Source organism: Rathayibacter sp. AY1F2, from assembly GCF_002930885.1.
Lineage (GTDB): Bacteria > Actinomycetota > Actinomycetes > Actinomycetales > Microbacteriaceae > Rathayibacter.
The window spans coordinates 1-16,186 of the sequence record NZ_PSVG01000033.1 but is presented as its reverse complement, the minus strand read 5'-3'; the positions used below and the strand labels follow the sequence as shown (position 1 = coordinate 16,186).

Sequence of the window (16,186 nt, the reverse complement as noted above, 5' to 3'; positions counted from 1 at the left end):
CGCGCTCCGTCCCCCGCCTTCCGCCCACGGCGAAGTCGTGCAAGCCCGCGCCGCGCCGACGCGCCGTCCCGCACCCGATGCCCGTGCCGGGTACCTCTCCGGTGCCCGGTCTCGACACCCCGCTCCACCGCTACTCGACCACCATGCGGTCCGCGGGTCTCGATACGCCGCTCCGCCGCTAGCCGCCCCCGGCCCGAGACGGCCGCCGCAGGCGCCGCTCCCCGTCGCCCGCCCCCGGCGCCGTGCCTCAGTCGGCCGCCCCCGGCGCCGTGCTCCCCTGGTGGCCGCCCCCGGCGCCACCGCACGACGAAGGCCCGGGTCCTGCGCAGCAGGACCCGGGCCTTCGTTCGTGCCCCCCATCCCCCCGACGAGCAGTGCTGACGGCCCGCGGGGGTGTCGTGGGCAAGGCGGAGGAGGAGAGCTGTAGCGGAGCTACCGCCGACGACGACAACGCCGCCCACGGCACCCCCGCGGGTCGTCAGCCCTTGGTGGCGCCGGCGAGGAGGCCGCGGACGAAGAACCTCTGGAGGGAGAAGAACACGATGAGCGGCACGATGATCGAGATGAACGCGCCGGCCGTGAGCAGCTCCCACGATTGGCCGTAGGAGCCGGTGAGGTCCTGCAGCGCCTTCGTGATCGGCAGCCCTTGTCCGGAGGTGAAGACCGTCGCGACCAGCAGGTCGTTCCAGACCCAGAGGAACTGGAAGATGCCGAAGGAGGCGATGGCGGGGACCGAGAGCGGGAGCACGATGCGGAAGAAGATCTGGCCGTGTCCGGCGCCGTCCACTCGTGCCGCTTCGATGACCTCGCCGGGGATCTCGGAGATGAAGTTGTGGAGCATGAAGATCGCGAGCGGGAGCGCGAAGATCGTGTGCGCGATCCACACCTTCGCGTAGGAGCCGTCCAACCCGTTCACCCCGAGGCCGGGGAGGATGTAGAGCCCTCCGATGCGCAGGCCGTCCGAGAACAGCTGCAGCAGCGGCACGAGCGCCATCTGAATGGGAACGATCTGGAGCGAGAACACGAGGACGAAGAGCGTGTTGCGGCCCTTGAAGTCGATCCAGGCGAACGCGTAGGCGGCGAGGCTGGCGATCGTGATCGGGATCAGCGCCGCCGGCAGCGTGATGACCAGCGAGTTCACGAACGCCTTGCCCAGGGTCAGGCTGTCGCCCGAGTTGAGCGCGTTCGCGTAGTTGTCGAGGGTGAAGCCGGGGTTGGCGAAGATCGTCCACCAGCCGGTCGTCTTGATGTCGTTCGCGGGGCGGAACGACGAGATGAACAGGCCGAGGGTGGGGACGGTCCAGATGACGGCGATGATCAGCGCGGCGAGAGTGGCGCCGCGCGATGTCGTCGCCTTCTTGACCTTGCCGCTGGCCGCCTCGATCCTGGACTCGCCGCGGGCGAGCGCGCGCTCGGTGCTGCGGTCGACCGGAACCTGGATCGGAGTGGGCGTGACGCTCATCGGATCTCCCTCTGCTTGGCGAGCTGGCGGGCGTTGTAGACGACGATCGGGAGCACGAGCAGGAACAGGATGACCGCGAGGGCCGCGCTGTAGCCGCTGCGGGCGCCGAGCTGGAACTGGCGGACCATCTCGAACGCGAGGACCGTGGTGTCGGAGCGGCCACCGGTCATCGCCGAGACGATGTCGAAGACCTTCAGCGACGCGATCGAGATCGTCGTGAGGACGACCACGATCGAGGAGCGGATGCCGGGGACGGTGACGTTCCAGAAGGACTGCCACGCGCTGGTTCCGTCGAGCGAGGCCGCTTCGAGCTGCTCGGAGGGGACGCCCTTGATGGCGGCGGAGAGCACCGTCATGGCGAATCCGGCCTGGGTCCAGATGAGGACGACGACGAGGAACAGCGTGTTCCACGGCTCGAGTCCCAGCCAGTCGACCGGCGGGGCGCCGAAGGCGGTGAGGATGCCGTTGAGGAGGCCGATCTGCTCGCCCTGGCGCACGTCGTAGAAGAACTTGAAGATGATCGACGCGCCGACGAACGAGATCGCCATCGGCATGAAGACCAGCAGCTTGAAGAACTTCTCGCCGCGGCTCTTGTCGATGAAGACCGCGTAGGCGAGACCGATCGCGGTCGCCGTGATCGGGGCCAGGAGCACCCAGACCACCGTGTTGAGGAAGGCGGTGATGCCGTCGGGGCTGGTGAAGACCCAGACGAAGTTGTCGATGCCGGCGAATCCGGAGCCGTCGTTCTTCATGAACGCGTTGATGGCCGTCGTGATCGTCGGGTAGATCAGGCCGATGAGGATGAAGAAGGCGGCCGGTGCCATGAACGCGATGAGCTGGAGTCCGTAGCCCGCGCCTTTGCGGGATCGGAAGTCGAGCAGGAACAGCGCGCCGCCGATGACGGCGGCCACCACCGCGACCCAGAGGACGGAGTTGTAGAGGCCGAAGACCAGCAGGAGGACGACCGGCAGGACGACCGTCACCGCGAGCCGGAGGACCGTGTAGCCGGTGCCGCGGCGGGGCGCGATCTCGACGAAGAAGAGGATGAGCGCCACCACGGCCGCGAAGGCCAGGAGGATGAGCGGGATCTGCGCGAGCGGCGGGATTCCCGCCAGCCATTGGAAGAACCCCGAGATGGTGATGGGGGACATGGACGCCCTTTCGAGTGCGACTCTGGACTCAGGAGGGGCCCGGCCCCGGGATCCGTGGATTCGGGGGCCGGGCCGTCACAGCTGAGCCGCCACTCGGGAGCGGCGGCTCTGCTCCGCTGCTAGGAGGTGTAGCCGGCCTGGATCTCCTCGAGCGCCTGGTCGGTGCTCGTGCCGTCGATCCAGTCGACCATGCCCTTGAAGAAGCTGTCCGAGCCCACTGCCTTCGGCATGAGGTCGGACGCGTCGAAGCGGAACGTGGTGTCCGGGTTCTGGAGGATCGCGATGGAGTCCTTCAGGACGTCGCTGCCCGCGTTGGCCGGGTCGAGACCGGTGTTCGCGGAGATGACGCCGCCGAGGGAGACGCGGCTGTTGGCCCAGTCGGCGCTGGCCAGGTACTCCTGGACCTTCGCGGTGTCCTCGTCGTTCGAGAACGCGGCGACCATCTCGCCACCACCGGTGACGGCCTGGGCGTCGTCGGCCTTGACCGGCGGGGTGAGGAAGGCCCACACGTCGCCGTCCTCGGCCACGTTGGCGCCGGCCGAGGTCAGGAAGCCCTCGAAGAACGAGGCCTGGTGGGTCAGCGCGCAGGTGCCGTTCGCCATGTTCTGGGCGACGTCGCCGAAGGCGGTGGAGTTGATCGACTTCACGTCGCCGTAGCCGGCGTTGACGAGGGTCGGGTCGAGGAGGATCGATCCGACGGAGTCGAACGCGGACTTGATGGCCGGGTCGGTGAAGGGGGTGTCGCCCGCGACCCAGGAGTCGTAGACGTCGGGGCCGGCCTCGCGGAGGACGGCGTCCTCGATCCAGTCGGTTCCGGGCCAGCCGGAGGCCTCACCGGAGTTGAAGCCCGCGCACCAGGACGGTCCGCCGGTCTTCTCGGCGATCGTCTTGCCGAGCGCCTCCATCTCGTCCCACGTCGTGGGAACGGAGACGCCCCACTCCTTGAACTTGGCCGGGGAGTACCAGATGTAGCCCTTGACGGACGCCATCAGCGGCGCGCCGTACTGGGTGCCGTCGACCTGGCCGTACTTCTGCCAGTCCTCGGACCAGTTCTGTTTGACGTTGGCGAGGGCGCCCTCGGGGAGCTCCTGCACCTTGCCGGAGGCGACGGTGTCGGCGAGCAGACCCGGCTGCGGGAAGATCGCGAGGTCGGGGGTGTCGCCACCCTGGACCTTGATGCCGATCTGCTTCTCGAACTCCTTGTCGCCCGTGTACTTGATCTCGATGCCGCTCTCCTTCTCCCAGTCCGCCCAGGACTGCTCGAGAAGGGTGGCCTCGTCGCCGTTGATGGTGCCGTAGACGTTGACGACGCCGTCGGCGGTGCCGACCGTGCCGGCCGAGCTGCCGCCGCCGGCGTTCGGGTCGTTGGGGTCACTGCTGCTGGAGCAGCCCGCGAGTGCGATGCCGGCCGCTGCCAGAACGGCGACCGGGACGGTGATACGGCGGTGCAGGGATGACCGCATTCTTCCTCCTCATTGAGTGGTGGAACCAGCCGAGCAGGCCGCTCCTGGCCGATCGGGATCGGGAGGCTGTGGCGGCTCGAAGCGTGTGCCGCGACGACTCGGATGCTGGTGATGGCGATGCCAGGAGGAACTCCGAGCGGATCACCGGATTCGTGTGGGTGGGCTCCCACGGAGGGAAACCTTTCCACAAGAACGATGAAAGCACAACGCCGATGATAGAGCGCTCTCTGAGATAACGATTCGGCGTCAGAACAGCGATCGCCGGGCCGGGGCCGAGCGGAGATCGATCTCGGCGCGACGCCCGGCCGCCGGGCGGGGTATAACTTCCTGGAACCGTTTCCAGCATCGAGGCCGGACGGTCGGGAGGAACGCCGTGCCAGGCATCGAAGAGGTGGCCGAGCTCGCAGGAGTGTCGAAGGCGACGGTCTCGCGCGCGCTCAGCGGCCGGGGCTACGTCTCCGCGGGGACGAAGCAGCGCGTCGAGCGCGCCGCGACGAGCCTGGGCTACGTCGTCTCCGCCAACGCCTCCAGCCTCGTCACCGGCCGCAGCAACAACATCGCCGTGATCATCCCGATCATCAACCAGTGGTTCTTCGCCGGGATCATCGAGGGCATCGAGCGCGCCCTGCTCGCCGCCGGCTACGACCTGCTCCTCTACAACATCGACAAGCACCTCGACGCCCGCCGGAGCGTGTTCGAGTACTACCTCGTCCGCAAGCGCGTCGACGCGATCGTCGCCGTCACGCTCGAGATCTCGCCGCACGAGACGGAGGCGCTCCTCGCCCTGGGCAAGCCCATCGTCGGCATCGGCGGCGAGCTCCCCGGCATCCCCACCTTCAGCATCGACGACGTCGCCGCCTCCCGCCTCGCCACGGAGCACCTGCTCTCCCTCGGCCACGAGCGGGTCGTCCACATCGGCGGGCTCGCGGAGGAGGAGATGGACTTCCACGTCCACACGCAGCGCCGCGACGGCTTCCGCCAGGCGCTCGCGGCCGCCGGCCTCGAGCCGGGCGCGCAGGACATCGTGCCCACCACCTTCGACATCCCCGGCGGGCACAGCGCCGGACGGCAGGTCCTCGGCGACCCGCGGACCCGGCCGACGGCGATCTTCGCCGCCTCCGATGAGATCGCGATCGGGATCATCCTCGCGGCGCGCGAGCTCGGCCTCTCGGTGCCCGAGGACGTCTCCGTCATCGGGATCGACGACCACCCCCTCGCCGAGCTCTTCGGTCTCAGCTCGATCCGCCAGGACCCGCGCCAGCAGGGCGAGCTCGCAGTCGCGCTGGTGCTGGACGCGCTGGCCGCCCTCGGTCGCGGCGAGCCCCCTCCCCCGGCCCGCCACACGCTGATCCCCGCCTCGCTGGTGATCCGCACCAGCACCTCGGCGCCGCGGGGGGCGAGAATCGGAGCATGAGCGACTCCGACACCCCCACCGTCCGCGACGTCCCCGAGCGGTCCCGCTTCGTGATCGAGGTCGGCGGCACCCCGGCCGGCTTCGCCGCGTACACCCGTCAGGGCGACGAGGTGACGCTCACCCATACCGTCGTCGACGACGCGTGGGAGGGCCACGGCCTCGGGAGCATCCTCTCGCGGGCCGCGGTCACCGCGATCACGGAGGCGGGCGGCACGGTCGTCCCGCGCTGCCCCTTCGTCGCGGCCTGGCTGCGCAAGCACCCCGACGTCGACGCCCGGGTCCGCTGGCCCGAGGACTGACTCACTCCGGGGGCGTCCTGCTCCCGATCTCCTGGAGCGCCCAGGTGTTGCCGTCCGGATCGGCGAAGTACGCGTACTGCACGCCGCCCAGGTCCTGGACCTCGCTGATCTCGAGCGAGCGGCCGACGAGCTCCGCGCGAGCGGCGGCGATGTCGTCGACGACGAGGTGGAGGGAGCGGACGACGCCCTCCTCCGGACCGGGGCCCATCCCACTGCCGACCACGATCGAGCAGGCCGAGCCGGGCGGGGTGAGCTGGACCACGCGCATCGCGGCGGAGGGCCGCACGTCGTGGTCGAGGTGGAAGCCCATCACCTCCGTGTAGAAGGCGACCGCGCGGTCGACGTCGCCGACGGGGAGGGGGACGAGCTCGAGTCGCATCTGCACGCGACCAGTGTGCCGCGCGGCGGAACCGCGCGGGAGGGGTCAGTCCCGCGGGCCGACGACGAGGCGCTCGTGCATGATCTCGACGGCGCGCTCGAGGACGCGGCGGTCCTCGGGGGTGAGATCGGCGAAGATCGGCGTCAGCGCGTCGCCGAGGTCGGTCCGCCAGGCGTTCAGCGCGTCCGCGCCGGCGGGAGCCAGGCGGATCTGCCAGGCGCGCGCGTCGAGGGGATCGGCGATCCGGTCGAGCCAGCCGGTCTCGACGAGGTTCTTCACGATCTTGGTCATCGTGGGCTGCGAGACGCGGCTCTGGGAGGCGAGCTCCCCCAGGCGCATCGGGCCCATCGAGAGGAGCACCGAGAGCGTGCGCCAGACGGCCTGCGACTCCTGGTTGCCGGTCGCCTGGGCGGCGAGGCGGGTGATCCGGTGCGTCACCGAGACGAAGTCGCTCAGGAGCTCGCTGAGCGAGACCTCGCTGGGCGGGACGTCGCGGGCGGGGAGCCCGGCGAGCAGATCGTGAGCAGTCACGCTCCGATCCTAGGGGCGCGCGCCTCCAACGGCCGGGAACGACGAAGGGCGCCGCCTCCGAGGAGACGACGCCCTGCGTCTGCAGGCGTGCCTGCGTCACCCTGACGAGCGACCGGCCGGAGCCGGCACCCGCGACGGGTGAGGGGGATTACTTGACGGTGACGGTCGCGCCGGCGCCCTCGAGCTGAGCCTTGGCCTTCTCGGCGGTCTCCTTGTTGACGGCCTCGAGGACCGCCTTGGGGGCACCGTCGACGAGCGCCTTCGCCTCACCGAGGCCGAGGCTGGTGAGGGCGCGCACCTCCTTGATGACCTGGATCTTCTTCTCGCCGGCGGCCTCGAGCACGACGTCGAACTCGGTCTGCTCCTCGACCTCTTCGGCGGGGGCGGCCGGGCCGGCCACACCGGCGGCGGCGACGGGCGCCGCAGCGGTGACCTCGAAGACCTCTTCGAACTTCTTGACGAACTCCGAGAGCTCGATGAGCGTGAGCTCCTTGAAGGCCTCGATGAGCTCGTCCTGCGTGAGCTTTGCCATGATTTTTCTCCTTGTTTTTCTTTGTCTACGAACCGCGCGCGCACTGCTTCCCGGAAGGGGAAGACGTCAGCTCGCGGACTCCTGCTTCTCGCGCAGCGCCTCGACCGTGCGAACGGCCTTCGAGAGCGGAGCGTTGAACAGATATGCGGCGCCGAACAGCGAGGCCTTGAAGGCGCCGGCGAGCTTGCCGAGCAGAACTTCGCGGGACTCGAGGTCGGCGAGCTTGCCCACCTCTTCTGCGGTCAGCGGGTTACCGTCGAAGTAACCGCCCTTGACCACGAGGAGAGGGTTTGCCTTGGCGAAGGCACGCAGCGACTTCGCGACGGCGACAGGGTCGCCGTGCACGAACGCGATGGCCGAGGGGCCAGCGAGCTCGTCGTCGAAGGACGAGATACCGGCGTTGTTCGCCGCGATCTTGGTCAGCGTGTTCTTCACCACGGCGTAGGTTGCGTGCTCACTGATGTCCTTGCGCAGCGTCTTGAGCTGAGCAACAGTGAGACCGCGGTACTCGGTCAGCAGAACGGCCGTCGAGCTCTGGAACTTCTCCGTGAGTTCGGCAACCGAGGCTTCCTTGTTCGCCATGGCTACTCCTGTGAATTCTCGTGCCGGTAGCCCGAAGGCAGGCAAAGAAAAAAGCTCCGGCACAGGGGCGCGGAGCTTCGGGATCGCGGTGAGGCGGAACTGAACTCGTGCACCTGCGCGGGCAATTCGCTTCGCGAATCCTTCGTCCGGTGGCGATCCGCGGGGCCGGGGCCCTGCTCGTGCGCACACCGGAAACCGGCGGTCTTTGGCTTCGGGAAGCGTACGTCATCGCGGCGCGCGGGCGCAAGTCGAGGAGGAGGGCCCTCGCGCGGGATGCTGGAGGCATGACCGGCCCGACCCCCGACTCCGCCCGCGACGTCGACTCCGCGATCGCCTCGGTGGAGGGCGAGCTCAGCACCCTCTTCAACCGCGTGCGGGCGGCGATGCGCTCCTACGCCGAGGGTCTCCACCCGGAGCTGACGCCGCTGGGCTACAAGACGATCTCGGCGCTCGAGCGCCGCGGACCCGTGCACTCGGGCGTGCTGGCCGAGCTCCTCGAGATGGACAAGTCGGCGCTCAGCCGCCAGATCACGGCGCTCGACCGCCTCGGCTTCCTCGAGCGCACCCCCGACCCGCAGGACGGCCGCGCCACGATCCTCTCGGTGACTCCGGCGACCGCCGCGCGGCTGCGCGAGATCCGCAGCTCGAACCAGGCGCTGATGCACGAGGAGCTGCGCAGCTGGGCGCTCGCCGACGTCGAGCTCTTCGCCTCTCTCCTGCACAGGATCAACGACCTCGACATCTGACGCCTAGCACCCCGTCCGTTCGGGGACAATCGCCGGACGCCGCCCGCTCGACTGCGTAGTTTCGGAGGCGATGGACCAGCACTCCTCCTCTCTCCTCCCCCACGACGTCGACGGCGCGCTCGGCTTCGCGCGCGGTCTGAGCGCCGACGCGCCCCGGCCCGGCACCGGTCGCACCGCCGAGCTGCACGGTCTCCTCGAGCGCCTGGCTCGGCACGACCTCGGCGTCGCGCGAGCGGTGGAGCCGCACCTCGACGCTCTCGCGATCCTCGGCGAGGCGGAGCTCGACCCGTCCGGACTCGGAGTCGCCGCCGACGCCGCCTGGGGGGTCTTCGCGGCCGAGGGCGGCGGGGATCCTCTGGTCGCCCGCGAGAGCGACGGCGACTGGCTGCTCGACGGAGTGAAGCCCTGGTGCTCGCTGGCCGACCGCCTCGACGCCGCCCTCGTCACCGCCCACGTCGGGGACGCCTCCGGCGAGCGCCGCCTCTTCGCCGTGGCGCTGCGCGACGGGACGGCGACGCCGGAGCAGGACGCCTGGCACGCGCGGGGCCTGACGGAGGTGCCCAGCGGACCGGTCCGCTTCTCCGGCACCCGCGCCGTCCCCGTGGGCGACGCCGGCTGGTACCTCTCGCGGCCCGGCTTCGCCTGGGGCGGCATCGGCGTCGCCGCCTGCTGGCACGGCGGAGCCCTCGGAGTCGCGGCGGCCGTCGCGGCGACGGCCGCCCGACGCGAGGACCCGCACCTCCTGGCCCACCTCGGAGCGATCGACACGGCGCTCTCCGCGTCGCGCCGGGCGCTGGACGAGGCCGCCGCGGCGGTCGACGCGGGCGAGGCCGACGGCCCCCGCGGCTCGCTGCTCGCCAAGCGCGTGCGGGCGAGCGTCGCCGGAGCGGTCGAGGAGATCCTGCTCCGCGCCGGCCGCGCGCTCGGCCCGGCTCCGCTCGCCCTCGACGCCGAGCACGCCAAGCGCGTCGCCGACCTCGCGCTCTACGTCCGCCAGCACCACGCCGAGCGCGACGACGCCGCTCTCGGCCGCGCCGTGCTCGCCTCGGGCGAGGCGGCCTCCTGGTGAGCCGGCCCTTCGACGGGCGCCTCGAAGGCACTCCTCTCGAGCGCTGGACCGCGGACGGCCGCCGCGACCGCCTCCCGGAGCTGACCCTGCCCGACGGGATCCGGCGCGTCCTGGTCGTCGTCGCGCACGCCGATGACGAGACCCTCGGCTGCGGCGGCACCATCGCGCTCGCGCGTCGGCGCGGGATCGCGGTCGACGTCGTCGTCGTGACCGACGGAGCCGCGGCCCACGGGGAGCGGAACGCCGACCTCGCCGCCGAGCGCCGGCGGGAGGCCTCGGACGCCCTGGTTGAGCTCGGCCCCGGCATCGGTCTCGCCTTCCTCGACGTGCCGGACTCGGCGACCCCGGAGCACCACGAGCGCATCGCACGCGAGGTGCGCGAGCGGGCGGCCGGCGCCCCCGGGACCGTCCTGCTCCTCTCCACCTGGACCGGGGACGGGCACCGGGACCACCGCGTGGTCGGCGAGATCTGCGCGGAGGTCGCGCGCGAGCTCGGGCAGCCGCTGCTCGCCGCGCCGATCTGGCTGTGGCACTGGGCGGTCCCGGAGGACCCCGAGGTGCCGTGGGGCGACCTCGTGCGCCTGCCGCTCGACGACGAGCTGCTCGAGCGCACCCGCCGTGCCCGCTCCCGCTATCCCAGCCAGACCCGCCCCGGGCCCGACGGGACCGGTCCGGTGCTCCATCCGCTCTTCCTGCGCACCTTCACCGGGGACGACCGGCTGGTGAGGATCGCATGAGCTACTTCGACGAGCTGTACGCCCGCCACGAGGACCCGTGGGGGTACACGAGCCGCTGGTACGAGCAGCGCAAGCGCGCCCTGACCCTCGCGAGCCTGCCGGAGCAGCGCTACGGCTCCGTGCTGGAGATCGGCGCCTCGATCGGCGTGCTGGCCGAGGCGCTGGCCGACCGGGCCGACCGCCTGCTGGCGATCGACGTGTCGAGCGCCGCCGTCGAGCGCGCCGCCCGCCGCCTCGCTCCGCTCGAGCACGTGCGGGTCGAGCACCACGACATCACCCGCGGCGTGCCGGAGGGTCCGTTCGACCTGGTCGTGCTCTCGGAGGTCGGCTACTACCTCGGCGACGCCCTCCCCGGCGTGCTGCGCACCATCCGCGACGCCCTCGCCCCCGCGGGGGAGCTCGTCACCGTGCACTGGCGGCATCCGATCGAGGGGCTCGCTCTGGGCGGCGACGCCGTGCAGTCCGCCGTGGCGGAGCTGGGCCTGCACCGCCTCGCCCGCCACGAGGAGGAGGACGTCCTGCTCGAGGTCCACGCCCGCGACTCCCGCTCGGTCGCCCGCCGGACGGGGCTGGTGTGAGCCGGCTCGCGCAGGTGCTGGTCGTCGTCCCGGCCCTCGACGAGGAGGAGCGGATCGGCGGCCTGATCGCCTCCGTCCGGGCGAGCGCGACCCACCTCGCCCATCGGGCGCCCGGAATCGGGATGCGCCTCGTGGTCGCCGCGGACGGCTGCTCCGACGCGACCGTCGAGCGGGCCCGTGCCGCCGGCGCCGAGGTGCTGGAGCTCGCCCGCTGCGGAGTCGGCGCCGCCCGCTCCGCCGGGATCGCGCACGCCCTCTCCTCCGTCGCTGCTCCGCTCGAGCAGGTGTGGATCGCCAACACCGACGCCGACACCGTGGTCCCCCGCGACTGGCTGGCCGCCCACGTCGAGCACTCCCGACGGCACGACGCGCTGCTCGGCACGGTCCGGCCCGACCCGGCCGACCTCTCCCCCGGTGCCTACTCGCGCTGGCGAGACGTCCGCGCGCGGGAGGAGTCGATCGGCAGCATCCACGGCGCGAACCTCGGCGTCCGCGCGAGCGCATACCTCGCGGCGGGCGGCTTCGGCCGGGAGCCGCTGCACGAGGACGTCCTGCTCGTCGAGCGGCTGCGCGCGAGCGGCGCCCGGGTCGGAGCGACGGACCGCGGCGAGGTGGTCACCTCCGGCCGCCGCGACAACCGGGTCGAGGGCGGCTACGGCCACTACCTCCACGCTCGCTTCCCGTCCGAGACGTCTCCGGCCTGCGGCTGAATCGGGTACACGCGCACGCGGAACACGATGCGAGGGGTCCCTGTCAATGGTCGGGCCGCGGTTTGTCACGGATTGCGCAGGAGAGTCAAATGGGTGTCGAGCACGACCCGGTGCTCTCCGATGGAAGGGTCACCGCATGAATCCCCGCCTCGTCCTGCTGGCACTGGTCGCCTTCACCGCCTACGTGTTCGGCTCCCGCGCCGGCCGTGGCCGCTACGAAGAGCTGCGCCACCTCGCACTCGGCGTGTGGAACGACCCGGCCACGAAGAAGACCCGCAAGAAGCTCAAGAAGACCTCCAAGCGCGAGGCCAAGCATCTCACCGCCATCGCGAGCAAGGCCCGCGACAAGGTGCAGCGCCGCCTCCGCTGACCCCCGCTTCCACGACTCACCGGACACCGGCCCGCCGGTGTCTCCGCTCGCATCGGAACGGCCGATCGAGCACGAACTGAAGGAGAAACATCATGGGCATCATCAGCTGGATCATCCTCGGCCTCATCGCCGGGGCGCTCGCCAAGCTCATCCTCCCGGGCAAGCAGGGCGGCGGATGGATCATCACGATCGTCCTCGGCATCGTGGGCGCGCTGCTCGGCGGCTTCCTCAGCACGCTGTTCGGCATCCAGGACGCCGTCAACGGCATCAACATCGTGAGCATCATCGTCTCCGTCGTCGGTGCGATCGTCGTCCTCCTCATCTACGGCGCGATCGTCGGCCGCAAGTCCCGCGCGTAAGTCGCGCTCCCCGAAGGCCGCCGGCATCCGTGCCGGGGGCCTTCGGCGTTCCCGGAGCGGGCGCACCTCTGCTCAGGGGATCCGACTCCTCCTCCGCGGGGAAGCTGGATGTCCGCCGAGCGCGCAAGGGGTTGATGCTGAGAGCCGCAGGCGATGGACTGGAGGCACGACGGCGCGGCTCCACTGCGCCCTCGCCCCGACGAAAGGACGTACTCGCTCATGAGCGACGACACCGCAACGGTCCCCACGATCACCCTGAACAACGGCGTGGAGATCCCGCAGCTGGGCTTCGGCGTGTTCCAGATCGACCCGGCCGAGACCAAGGACGCGACCCTGGCGGCCCTCGAGGTCGGCTACCGCCACATCGACACCGCCGAGATGTACGGCAACGAGGCGGGCGTCGGCGAGGCCGTCCGCGCCTCCGGCCTCGACCGCTCCGAGGTCTTCGTGACCAGCAAGCTCAACAACGGCTTCCACGCCCGCGAGGACGCTCTCGCCGCGATCGACGTCACCCTCGGCGAGCTGCAGTTCGACTACGTCGACCTCTTCCTCATCCACTGGCCGCTCCCGAACGTGGGCGACTACCTGGAGACCTGGAAGGCGATGGAGGAGATCTACCGCAGCGGCAAGGCGAAGGCGATCGGCGTCTCCAACTTCCAGACCAACCACCTCAACCGGCTCCGCGCCGAGGCGACCATCGTCCCGGCCGTGAACCAGATCGAGGTGCACCCCTACCTCGTGCAGCAGGAGCTCCGCGCCTACGGCACCGAGCACGGCATCGCGACCGAGGCCTGGTCGCCGATCGCGCAGGGCCTCGTCCTCGACGACGACACCATCACCCGCATCGCGCGCAACGTCGACCGCAGCCCGGCGCAGGTCGTGCTCCGCTGGCACATCCAGCGCGGCGACATCGTCTTCCCGAAGTCGGTCACCCGCAAGCGCGTGGAGGAGAACTTCGCCCTCTTCGACTTCGAGCTCGACGACGAGGCGATGACCGACATCACGGCGCTCGACCGCGGCCACCGCACCGGCCCCGACCCCGACACCTTCAACTACATCCCGAGCTGATCCTCGGCTCCACGGAGCGCGCCCGGCCTGCAGTCGTCCTGCGGACCGGGCGCGCTCGTGCGTGGGGCGGCGAGCCGAGCCGCGCACGAACAGGGCGGGTCTCGAGACGCCGCGCTGCCGCTCCTCGACCGGCACGGTCACGGGCCGACCGCACCCCTGCTGATCGAGGAGCGGGCGCAGCCCGCGCATCGGGATCCACCCCACCGACGAACAGCGCGGATCCCGATGCGCCGGGCCCGCGGGTCAGCCCTGCTGCGAGTCGCGCCAGGAGTGCTCGGGGGCGTAGCCGAGGACCTCGCGGGCGTGGTCGATCGAGAGCAGGGTGCCGGTTGTCCCGAGGTCGCCGCGCAGCTCGACGCCGGGGAACACCTCGGCCACCAGCTCGGCGTTGGGGCGCGTCATCACGGTGTCGGCCGCGGCGATGATGAAGCGGTCGAACCCGGTCGTCTCGGCGAGCAGCGCCTTCTCGACCGCCTGCGCTCCGTCGCGTCCGTCGATGTAGCCCCAGAGGTTCCACTTGCGCAGCAGCGCGTCGGAGTCGAACGACGGGAACTCGGCGTAGTCGGCCTCGTCCATGACGTTCGAGAAGCGCAGGCCCGTGATCTTCAGGTCCGGGTGCCAGCGGCACAGCTCGATCGCCATCTGCTCCTCGAGGTGCTTGGTGAGCGAGTAGACCGACTCCGGGCGCGCCGGGTACTGCTCGTCGACCGGGATGTAGGGCGGCGGGACGTCGAAGGGCAGGCCCAGCACGGTCTCGCTGGAGGCGTAGACGACGTTGCGGATGCCGGCACGGATCGCTCCGTGGAACGCGTTGAACGTCGCGATCATGTTGTTGTGGAACGTGGCGACGTCGGGCACGAGGCCCGGCGCGGGGATCGCGGCGAGGTGCACGAGCGCGTCGATGCCCTCGTACTGGTCGTTCACCGACTGCAGCGCGTCCACGACCTGGCCGTAGTCGGCGATGTCGATGCGGACGAAGCCCGCGCCGCGGTCCCCCGCACGGTCCAGATTGAAGACCTCGTGCCCGGAGGCGCGGAGGCGGGTGACGACGTGGCGGCCGAGCTTGCCGGATCCACCGGTGACTGCGATTCTCATGCTCGAACGCTAACGGGCCTGAGCGACGAGGGACGAGGGTTGCGGATCAGCTCCGGGCATGGAGCGAGATCGCGCCGCCGACCTCGGGCGTCGTCTCGTCGGCGACGAGCTCCGTCCAGCGGCGGAGCACGGCGGCGCCGGCCGCGTCGTTCACGGCTCCGTCGACGACGAGGACCGGGTAGGGCTTCTCGGGCACGCCCTCTGCGGGCCGCACGTCGACGTGGGCGACGTCGTAGGCGTGCTCGAACAGCCAGTCGGCCATCGCGTAGTCGCTCCGGGAGTCGCCGACCGTGCGCCAGCGCTGCGGGATCGCGCCGGTCGCTCCGAGCAGCTCCACGGCGCGCTGGGCGCCGAGGTCCTTGCCGAGCCGGTTCGACTCGATGTCGGTCGAGATGACGGTCGGGTCGATGCGGAAGTCGACCGTCCCCTCCTCGTTCGGGTACCGGATGCCGCGGCGCTCGACTCCCAGGCCCGCGGCGGTCATGATCTGCAGGGCGTCGGCGTCGAAGACGAGCTGGCGCTCGAGGTAGTCCTCGCTCGGCAGGTCGACCAGCTGCTCGGCCGAGACCATGGCGCGCTTGGTCTCGTCGAAGAAGACCAGGTCGTCGTAGTCGGAGCGGATCATCCGCTCGAGGTCGCGGGCCACCGGCTCGGGGATCGCGAGCGACTCGTCGACGATCGGCTCCGAGGTGCCGCGGTAGTCGACGGTGAACCAGACGGCGCCCTTCTCGCAGACGCAGACGATGCGGGCCTCGGCCGAGACGCCGCGCTCGAGGAGCGCGGGCAGGACCCGCTCGCGCAGGAACGCGTCGGAGCGGCCCGTGTTGAACACGATCGGGATGCCGGCGTTGGCCAGGGTGACGAGGTCGTCGGCGATCTCGGGGATCGAGATCGTGCGCGTGACGGGGCTCGCGATGGGCCCGTCGACGTCGAGGAGCAGGCCGAGCGGAGGGGGTGTGGAGGTCATCGTGTCCCATTCTGCCGTGCCGGGGCCGCTCGACGCCTCCGGGACCGCCTCCGCGCGGGCGGAGCGGTTCAGGAGGCGGGGACGACGAGGGTGCGCTGAGCGGTGGTGCCGTCGGGAGCGAGGACGGCGAGGGTGATCAGGGTCTCGGAGTCGCGGCAGTCGGCGGTGACGGCGGCGGAGCCGGACGCCGCGAGGTCGACGGGCTCGCCCGCGCTCGCGTCGGTGGTGCCAACGGCCAGGCGGGCGGTGGCGCCTCCGCTCGTCTCCCACGACAGGGCGAGCGGGACGGATGCGGTGCGGTCGCCCTCGCAGTCGACGGAGGCGGGGGTGGAGGCGAAGGAGACGATCGCGGGAGGAGCGTCGGATCCGGTGCCCGGCTCGGTGCCGGACGGAGCGGCGGAGACCGTCGGTGCGGGGGCGGCGGCGCCGTCGGCCGCCTCCGCGGAGCCGGGAGCGGCGGACGTCGCCGGAGCGGTCCCGGACGGCGCCGAGGACGGGCCCGCGGACGCCGTGGCTGCGCCGGGCGCTCCCCCGCCGGCGGGCCGGACGAGCAGCACGATCGCGAGGACGACGGCGACGAGTCCGAGGGCGGCGAGGACGATCCCGGTGGTGCGGGCGGAGCGGGACGGCATCGGTCCTCCTGGGACGGGACGGGACGGGACGGGACGGGGCGG

General features: G+C 71.2%; 20 protein-coding genes. 10 read left to right on the top strand and 10 right to left on the bottom strand.

The window, feature by feature from the left end; all coding sequences use genetic code 11:
• Positions 1-478: 478 nt before the first annotated feature.
• The 3 genes from C5C54_RS16760 to C5C54_RS16750 all read right to left on the bottom strand — a co-directional run bounded on the left by C5C54_RS16760 (position 479) and on the right by C5C54_RS16750 (position 4,076).
• On the bottom strand, positions 479-1,462 hold the full coding sequence (locus C5C54_RS16760) for a carbohydrate ABC transporter permease (RefSeq protein ID WP_104224339.1): 984 nt from the start codon (positions 1,460-1,462) through the stop codon (positions 479-481).
• The gene (locus C5C54_RS16755) at positions 1,459-2,613 is read right to left on the bottom strand and encodes a carbohydrate ABC transporter permease (protein ID WP_181027270.1); all 1,155 of its coding nucleotides are present in this window, start codon (positions 2,611-2,613) and stop codon (positions 1,459-1,461) included. The genes C5C54_RS16760 and C5C54_RS16755 overlap by 4 nt, the downstream gene beginning before the upstream one ends.
• Positions 2,614-2,732: 119 nt before the next feature.
• Positions 2,733-4,076 carry an ABC transporter substrate-binding protein gene (locus C5C54_RS16750; protein ID WP_104227181.1) on the bottom strand — a complete coding sequence of 448 codons (1,344 nt, stop codon included), beginning with the start codon at positions 4,074-4,076 and terminating at the stop codon, positions 2,733-2,735.
• Positions 4,077-4,449: 373 nt separating this feature from the next.
• Between C5C54_RS16750 and C5C54_RS16745 the strand changes: the two genes are divergently transcribed.
• The gene (locus C5C54_RS16745; RefSeq protein WP_104224337.1) at positions 4,450-5,490 is read left to right on the top strand and encodes a LacI family DNA-binding transcriptional regulator; all 1,041 of its coding nucleotides are present in this window, start codon (positions 4,450-4,452) and stop codon (positions 5,488-5,490) included.
• Positions 5,487-5,789 carry a GNAT family N-acetyltransferase gene (locus tag C5C54_RS16740; RefSeq protein ID WP_104273430.1) on the top strand — a complete coding sequence of 101 codons (303 nt, stop codon included), beginning with the start codon at positions 5,487-5,489 and terminating at the stop codon, positions 5,787-5,789. Before C5C54_RS16745 ends, C5C54_RS16740 begins: the two co-directional genes overlap by 4 nt.
• A 1-nt stretch (position 5,790) precedes the next feature.
• Here the strand turns inward: C5C54_RS16740 and C5C54_RS16735 are convergent, their stop codons facing one another.
• The 4 genes from C5C54_RS16735 to rplJ all read right to left on the bottom strand — a co-directional run bounded on the left by C5C54_RS16735 (position 5,791) and on the right by rplJ (position 7,813).
• Complete coding sequence (locus C5C54_RS16735; RefSeq protein WP_181027271.1) at positions 5,791-6,174, bottom strand: VOC family protein; 384 nt, start codon at positions 6,172-6,174, stop codon at positions 5,791-5,793.
• 39 nt (positions 6,175-6,213) lie between these two features.
• Positions 6,214-6,699: a MarR family winged helix-turn-helix transcriptional regulator gene (locus C5C54_RS16730; RefSeq protein WP_244229591.1), complete on the bottom strand. Its 486-nt coding sequence runs from the start codon at positions 6,697-6,699 to the stop codon at positions 6,214-6,216.
• Positions 6,700-6,847: 148 nt separating this feature from the next.
• On the bottom strand, positions 6,848-7,231 hold the full coding sequence (gene rplL, locus C5C54_RS16725; RefSeq protein ID WP_104224335.1) for a 50S ribosomal protein L7/L12: 384 nt from the start codon (positions 7,229-7,231) through the stop codon (positions 6,848-6,850).
• Positions 7,232-7,297: 66 nt separating this feature from the next.
• On the bottom strand, positions 7,298-7,813 hold the full coding sequence (gene rplJ / locus C5C54_RS16720; RefSeq protein ID WP_055791018.1) for a 50S ribosomal protein L10: 516 nt from the start codon (positions 7,811-7,813) through the stop codon (positions 7,298-7,300).
• 284 nt (positions 7,814-8,097) lie between these two features.
• Here rplJ and C5C54_RS16715 point away from each other — a divergent pair, with 284 nt between their 5' ends.
• From C5C54_RS16715 to C5C54_RS16680, 8 genes are all read left to right on the top strand, one after another.
• Positions 8,098-8,559: a MarR family winged helix-turn-helix transcriptional regulator gene (locus tag C5C54_RS16715; protein ID WP_104288830.1), complete on the top strand. Its 462-nt coding sequence runs from the start codon at positions 8,098-8,100 to the stop codon at positions 8,557-8,559.
• A 70-nt stretch (positions 8,560-8,629) separates the two neighbouring features.
• A complete protein-coding gene (locus C5C54_RS16710) occupies positions 8,630-9,628 on the top strand; it encodes an acyl-CoA dehydrogenase (protein WP_219812222.1) in 999 nt (332 codons plus the stop codon).
• Positions 9,625-10,365 carry a PIG-L deacetylase family protein gene (locus C5C54_RS16705; protein ID WP_181127923.1) on the top strand — a complete coding sequence of 247 codons (741 nt, stop codon included), beginning with the start codon at positions 9,625-9,627 and terminating at the stop codon, positions 10,363-10,365. Before C5C54_RS16710 ends, C5C54_RS16705 begins: the two co-directional genes overlap by 4 nt.
• On the top strand, positions 10,362-10,943 hold the full coding sequence (locus tag C5C54_RS16700) for a class I SAM-dependent methyltransferase (RefSeq protein WP_104269754.1): 582 nt from the start codon (positions 10,362-10,364) through the stop codon (positions 10,941-10,943). Before C5C54_RS16705 ends, C5C54_RS16700 begins: the two co-directional genes overlap by 4 nt.
• Entirely contained in the window at positions 10,940-11,653 is a 714-nt protein-coding gene (locus C5C54_RS16695; protein ID WP_104234597.1) for a glycosyltransferase family 2 protein, read from the top strand. The genes C5C54_RS16700 and C5C54_RS16695 overlap by 4 nt, the downstream gene beginning before the upstream one ends.
• 136 nt (positions 11,654-11,789) lie before the next feature.
• On the top strand, positions 11,790-12,023 hold the full coding sequence (locus C5C54_RS16690; RefSeq protein ID WP_104262979.1) for a hypothetical protein: 234 nt from the start codon (positions 11,790-11,792) through the stop codon (positions 12,021-12,023).
• A 92-nt stretch (positions 12,024-12,115) separates the two neighbouring features.
• Complete coding sequence (locus tag C5C54_RS16685) at positions 12,116-12,382, top strand: GlsB/YeaQ/YmgE family stress response membrane protein (RefSeq protein WP_104224330.1); 267 nt, start codon at positions 12,116-12,118, stop codon at positions 12,380-12,382.
• A gap of 219 nt (positions 12,383-12,601) precedes the next feature.
• The gene (locus tag C5C54_RS16680; RefSeq protein ID WP_104248244.1) at positions 12,602-13,450 is read left to right on the top strand and encodes an aldo/keto reductase; all 849 of its coding nucleotides are present in this window, start codon (positions 12,602-12,604) and stop codon (positions 13,448-13,450) included.
• A gap of 243 nt (positions 13,451-13,693) precedes the next feature.
• Here the strand turns inward: C5C54_RS16680 and C5C54_RS16675 are convergent, their stop codons facing one another.
• The 3 genes from C5C54_RS16675 to C5C54_RS16665 form a co-directional block, all read right to left on the bottom strand.
• A complete protein-coding gene (locus tag C5C54_RS16675; RefSeq protein WP_104227477.1) occupies positions 13,694-14,545 on the bottom strand; it encodes an NAD(P)-dependent oxidoreductase in 852 nt (283 codons plus the stop codon).
• Positions 14,546-14,591: 46 nt separating this feature from the next.
• Positions 14,592-15,512 (bottom strand): hypothetical protein, encoded by a 921-nt coding sequence (locus tag C5C54_RS16670; protein ID WP_104234599.1) that lies wholly within the window; start codon positions 15,510-15,512, stop codon positions 14,592-14,594.
• A 68-nt stretch (positions 15,513-15,580) separates the two neighbouring features.
• On the bottom strand, positions 15,581-16,144 hold the full coding sequence (locus tag C5C54_RS16665; RefSeq protein WP_104224326.1) for a hypothetical protein: 564 nt from the start codon (positions 16,142-16,144) through the stop codon (positions 15,581-15,583).
• Positions 16,145-16,186 lie beyond the last annotated feature (42 nt).

What these genes read in the sequence shown, in the direction of transcription:
- C5C54_RS16760 (WP_104224339.1), bottom strand. Translation starts at nt 1,462, where the DNA reads ATGAGCGTCACGCCCACTCCGATCCAGGTTCCGGTCGACCGCAGCACC.
- C5C54_RS16755 (WP_181027270.1), bottom strand. Translation starts at nt 2,613, where the DNA reads ATGTCCCCCATCACCATCTCGGGGTTCTTCCAATGGCTGGCGGGAATC.
- C5C54_RS16750 (WP_104227181.1), bottom strand. Translation starts at nt 4,076, where the DNA reads ATGCGGTCATCCCTGCACCGCCGTATCACCGTCCCGGTCGCCGTTCTG.
- C5C54_RS16740 (WP_104273430.1), top strand. Translation starts at nt 5,487, where the DNA reads ATGAGCGACTCCGACACCCCCACCGTCCGCGACGTCCCCGAGCGGTCC.
- rplL (WP_104224335.1), bottom strand. Translation starts at nt 7,231, where the DNA reads ATGGCAAAGCTCACGCAGGACGAGCTCATCGAGGCCTTCAAGGAGCTC.
- rplJ (WP_055791018.1), bottom strand. Translation starts at nt 7,813, where the DNA reads ATGGCGAACAAGGAAGCCTCGGTTGCCGAACTCACGGAGAAGTTCCAG.
- C5C54_RS16715 (WP_104288830.1), top strand. Translation starts at nt 8,098, where the DNA reads ATGACCGGCCCGACCCCCGACTCCGCCCGCGACGTCGACTCCGCGATC.
- C5C54_RS16710 (WP_219812222.1), top strand. Translation starts at nt 8,630, where the DNA reads ATGGACCAGCACTCCTCCTCTCTCCTCCCCCACGACGTCGACGGCGCG.
- C5C54_RS16700 (WP_104269754.1), top strand. Translation starts at nt 10,362, where the DNA reads ATGAGCTACTTCGACGAGCTGTACGCCCGCCACGAGGACCCGTGGGGG.
- C5C54_RS16690 (WP_104262979.1), top strand. Translation starts at nt 11,790, where the DNA reads ATGAATCCCCGCCTCGTCCTGCTGGCACTGGTCGCCTTCACCGCCTAC.
- C5C54_RS16685 (WP_104224330.1), top strand. Translation starts at nt 12,116, where the DNA reads ATGGGCATCATCAGCTGGATCATCCTCGGCCTCATCGCCGGGGCGCTC.
- C5C54_RS16680 (WP_104248244.1), top strand. Translation starts at nt 12,602, where the DNA reads ATGAGCGACGACACCGCAACGGTCCCCACGATCACCCTGAACAACGGC.
- C5C54_RS16675 (WP_104227477.1), bottom strand. Translation starts at nt 14,545, where the DNA reads ATGAGAATCGCAGTCACCGGTGGATCCGGCAAGCTCGGCCGCCACGTC.
- C5C54_RS16670 (WP_104234599.1), bottom strand. Translation starts at nt 15,512, where the DNA reads ATGACCTCCACACCCCCTCCGCTCGGCCTGCTCCTCGACGTCGACGGG.
- C5C54_RS16665 (WP_104224326.1), bottom strand. Translation starts at nt 16,144, where the DNA reads ATGCCGTCCCGCTCCGCCCGCACCACCGGGATCGTCCTCGCCGCCCTC.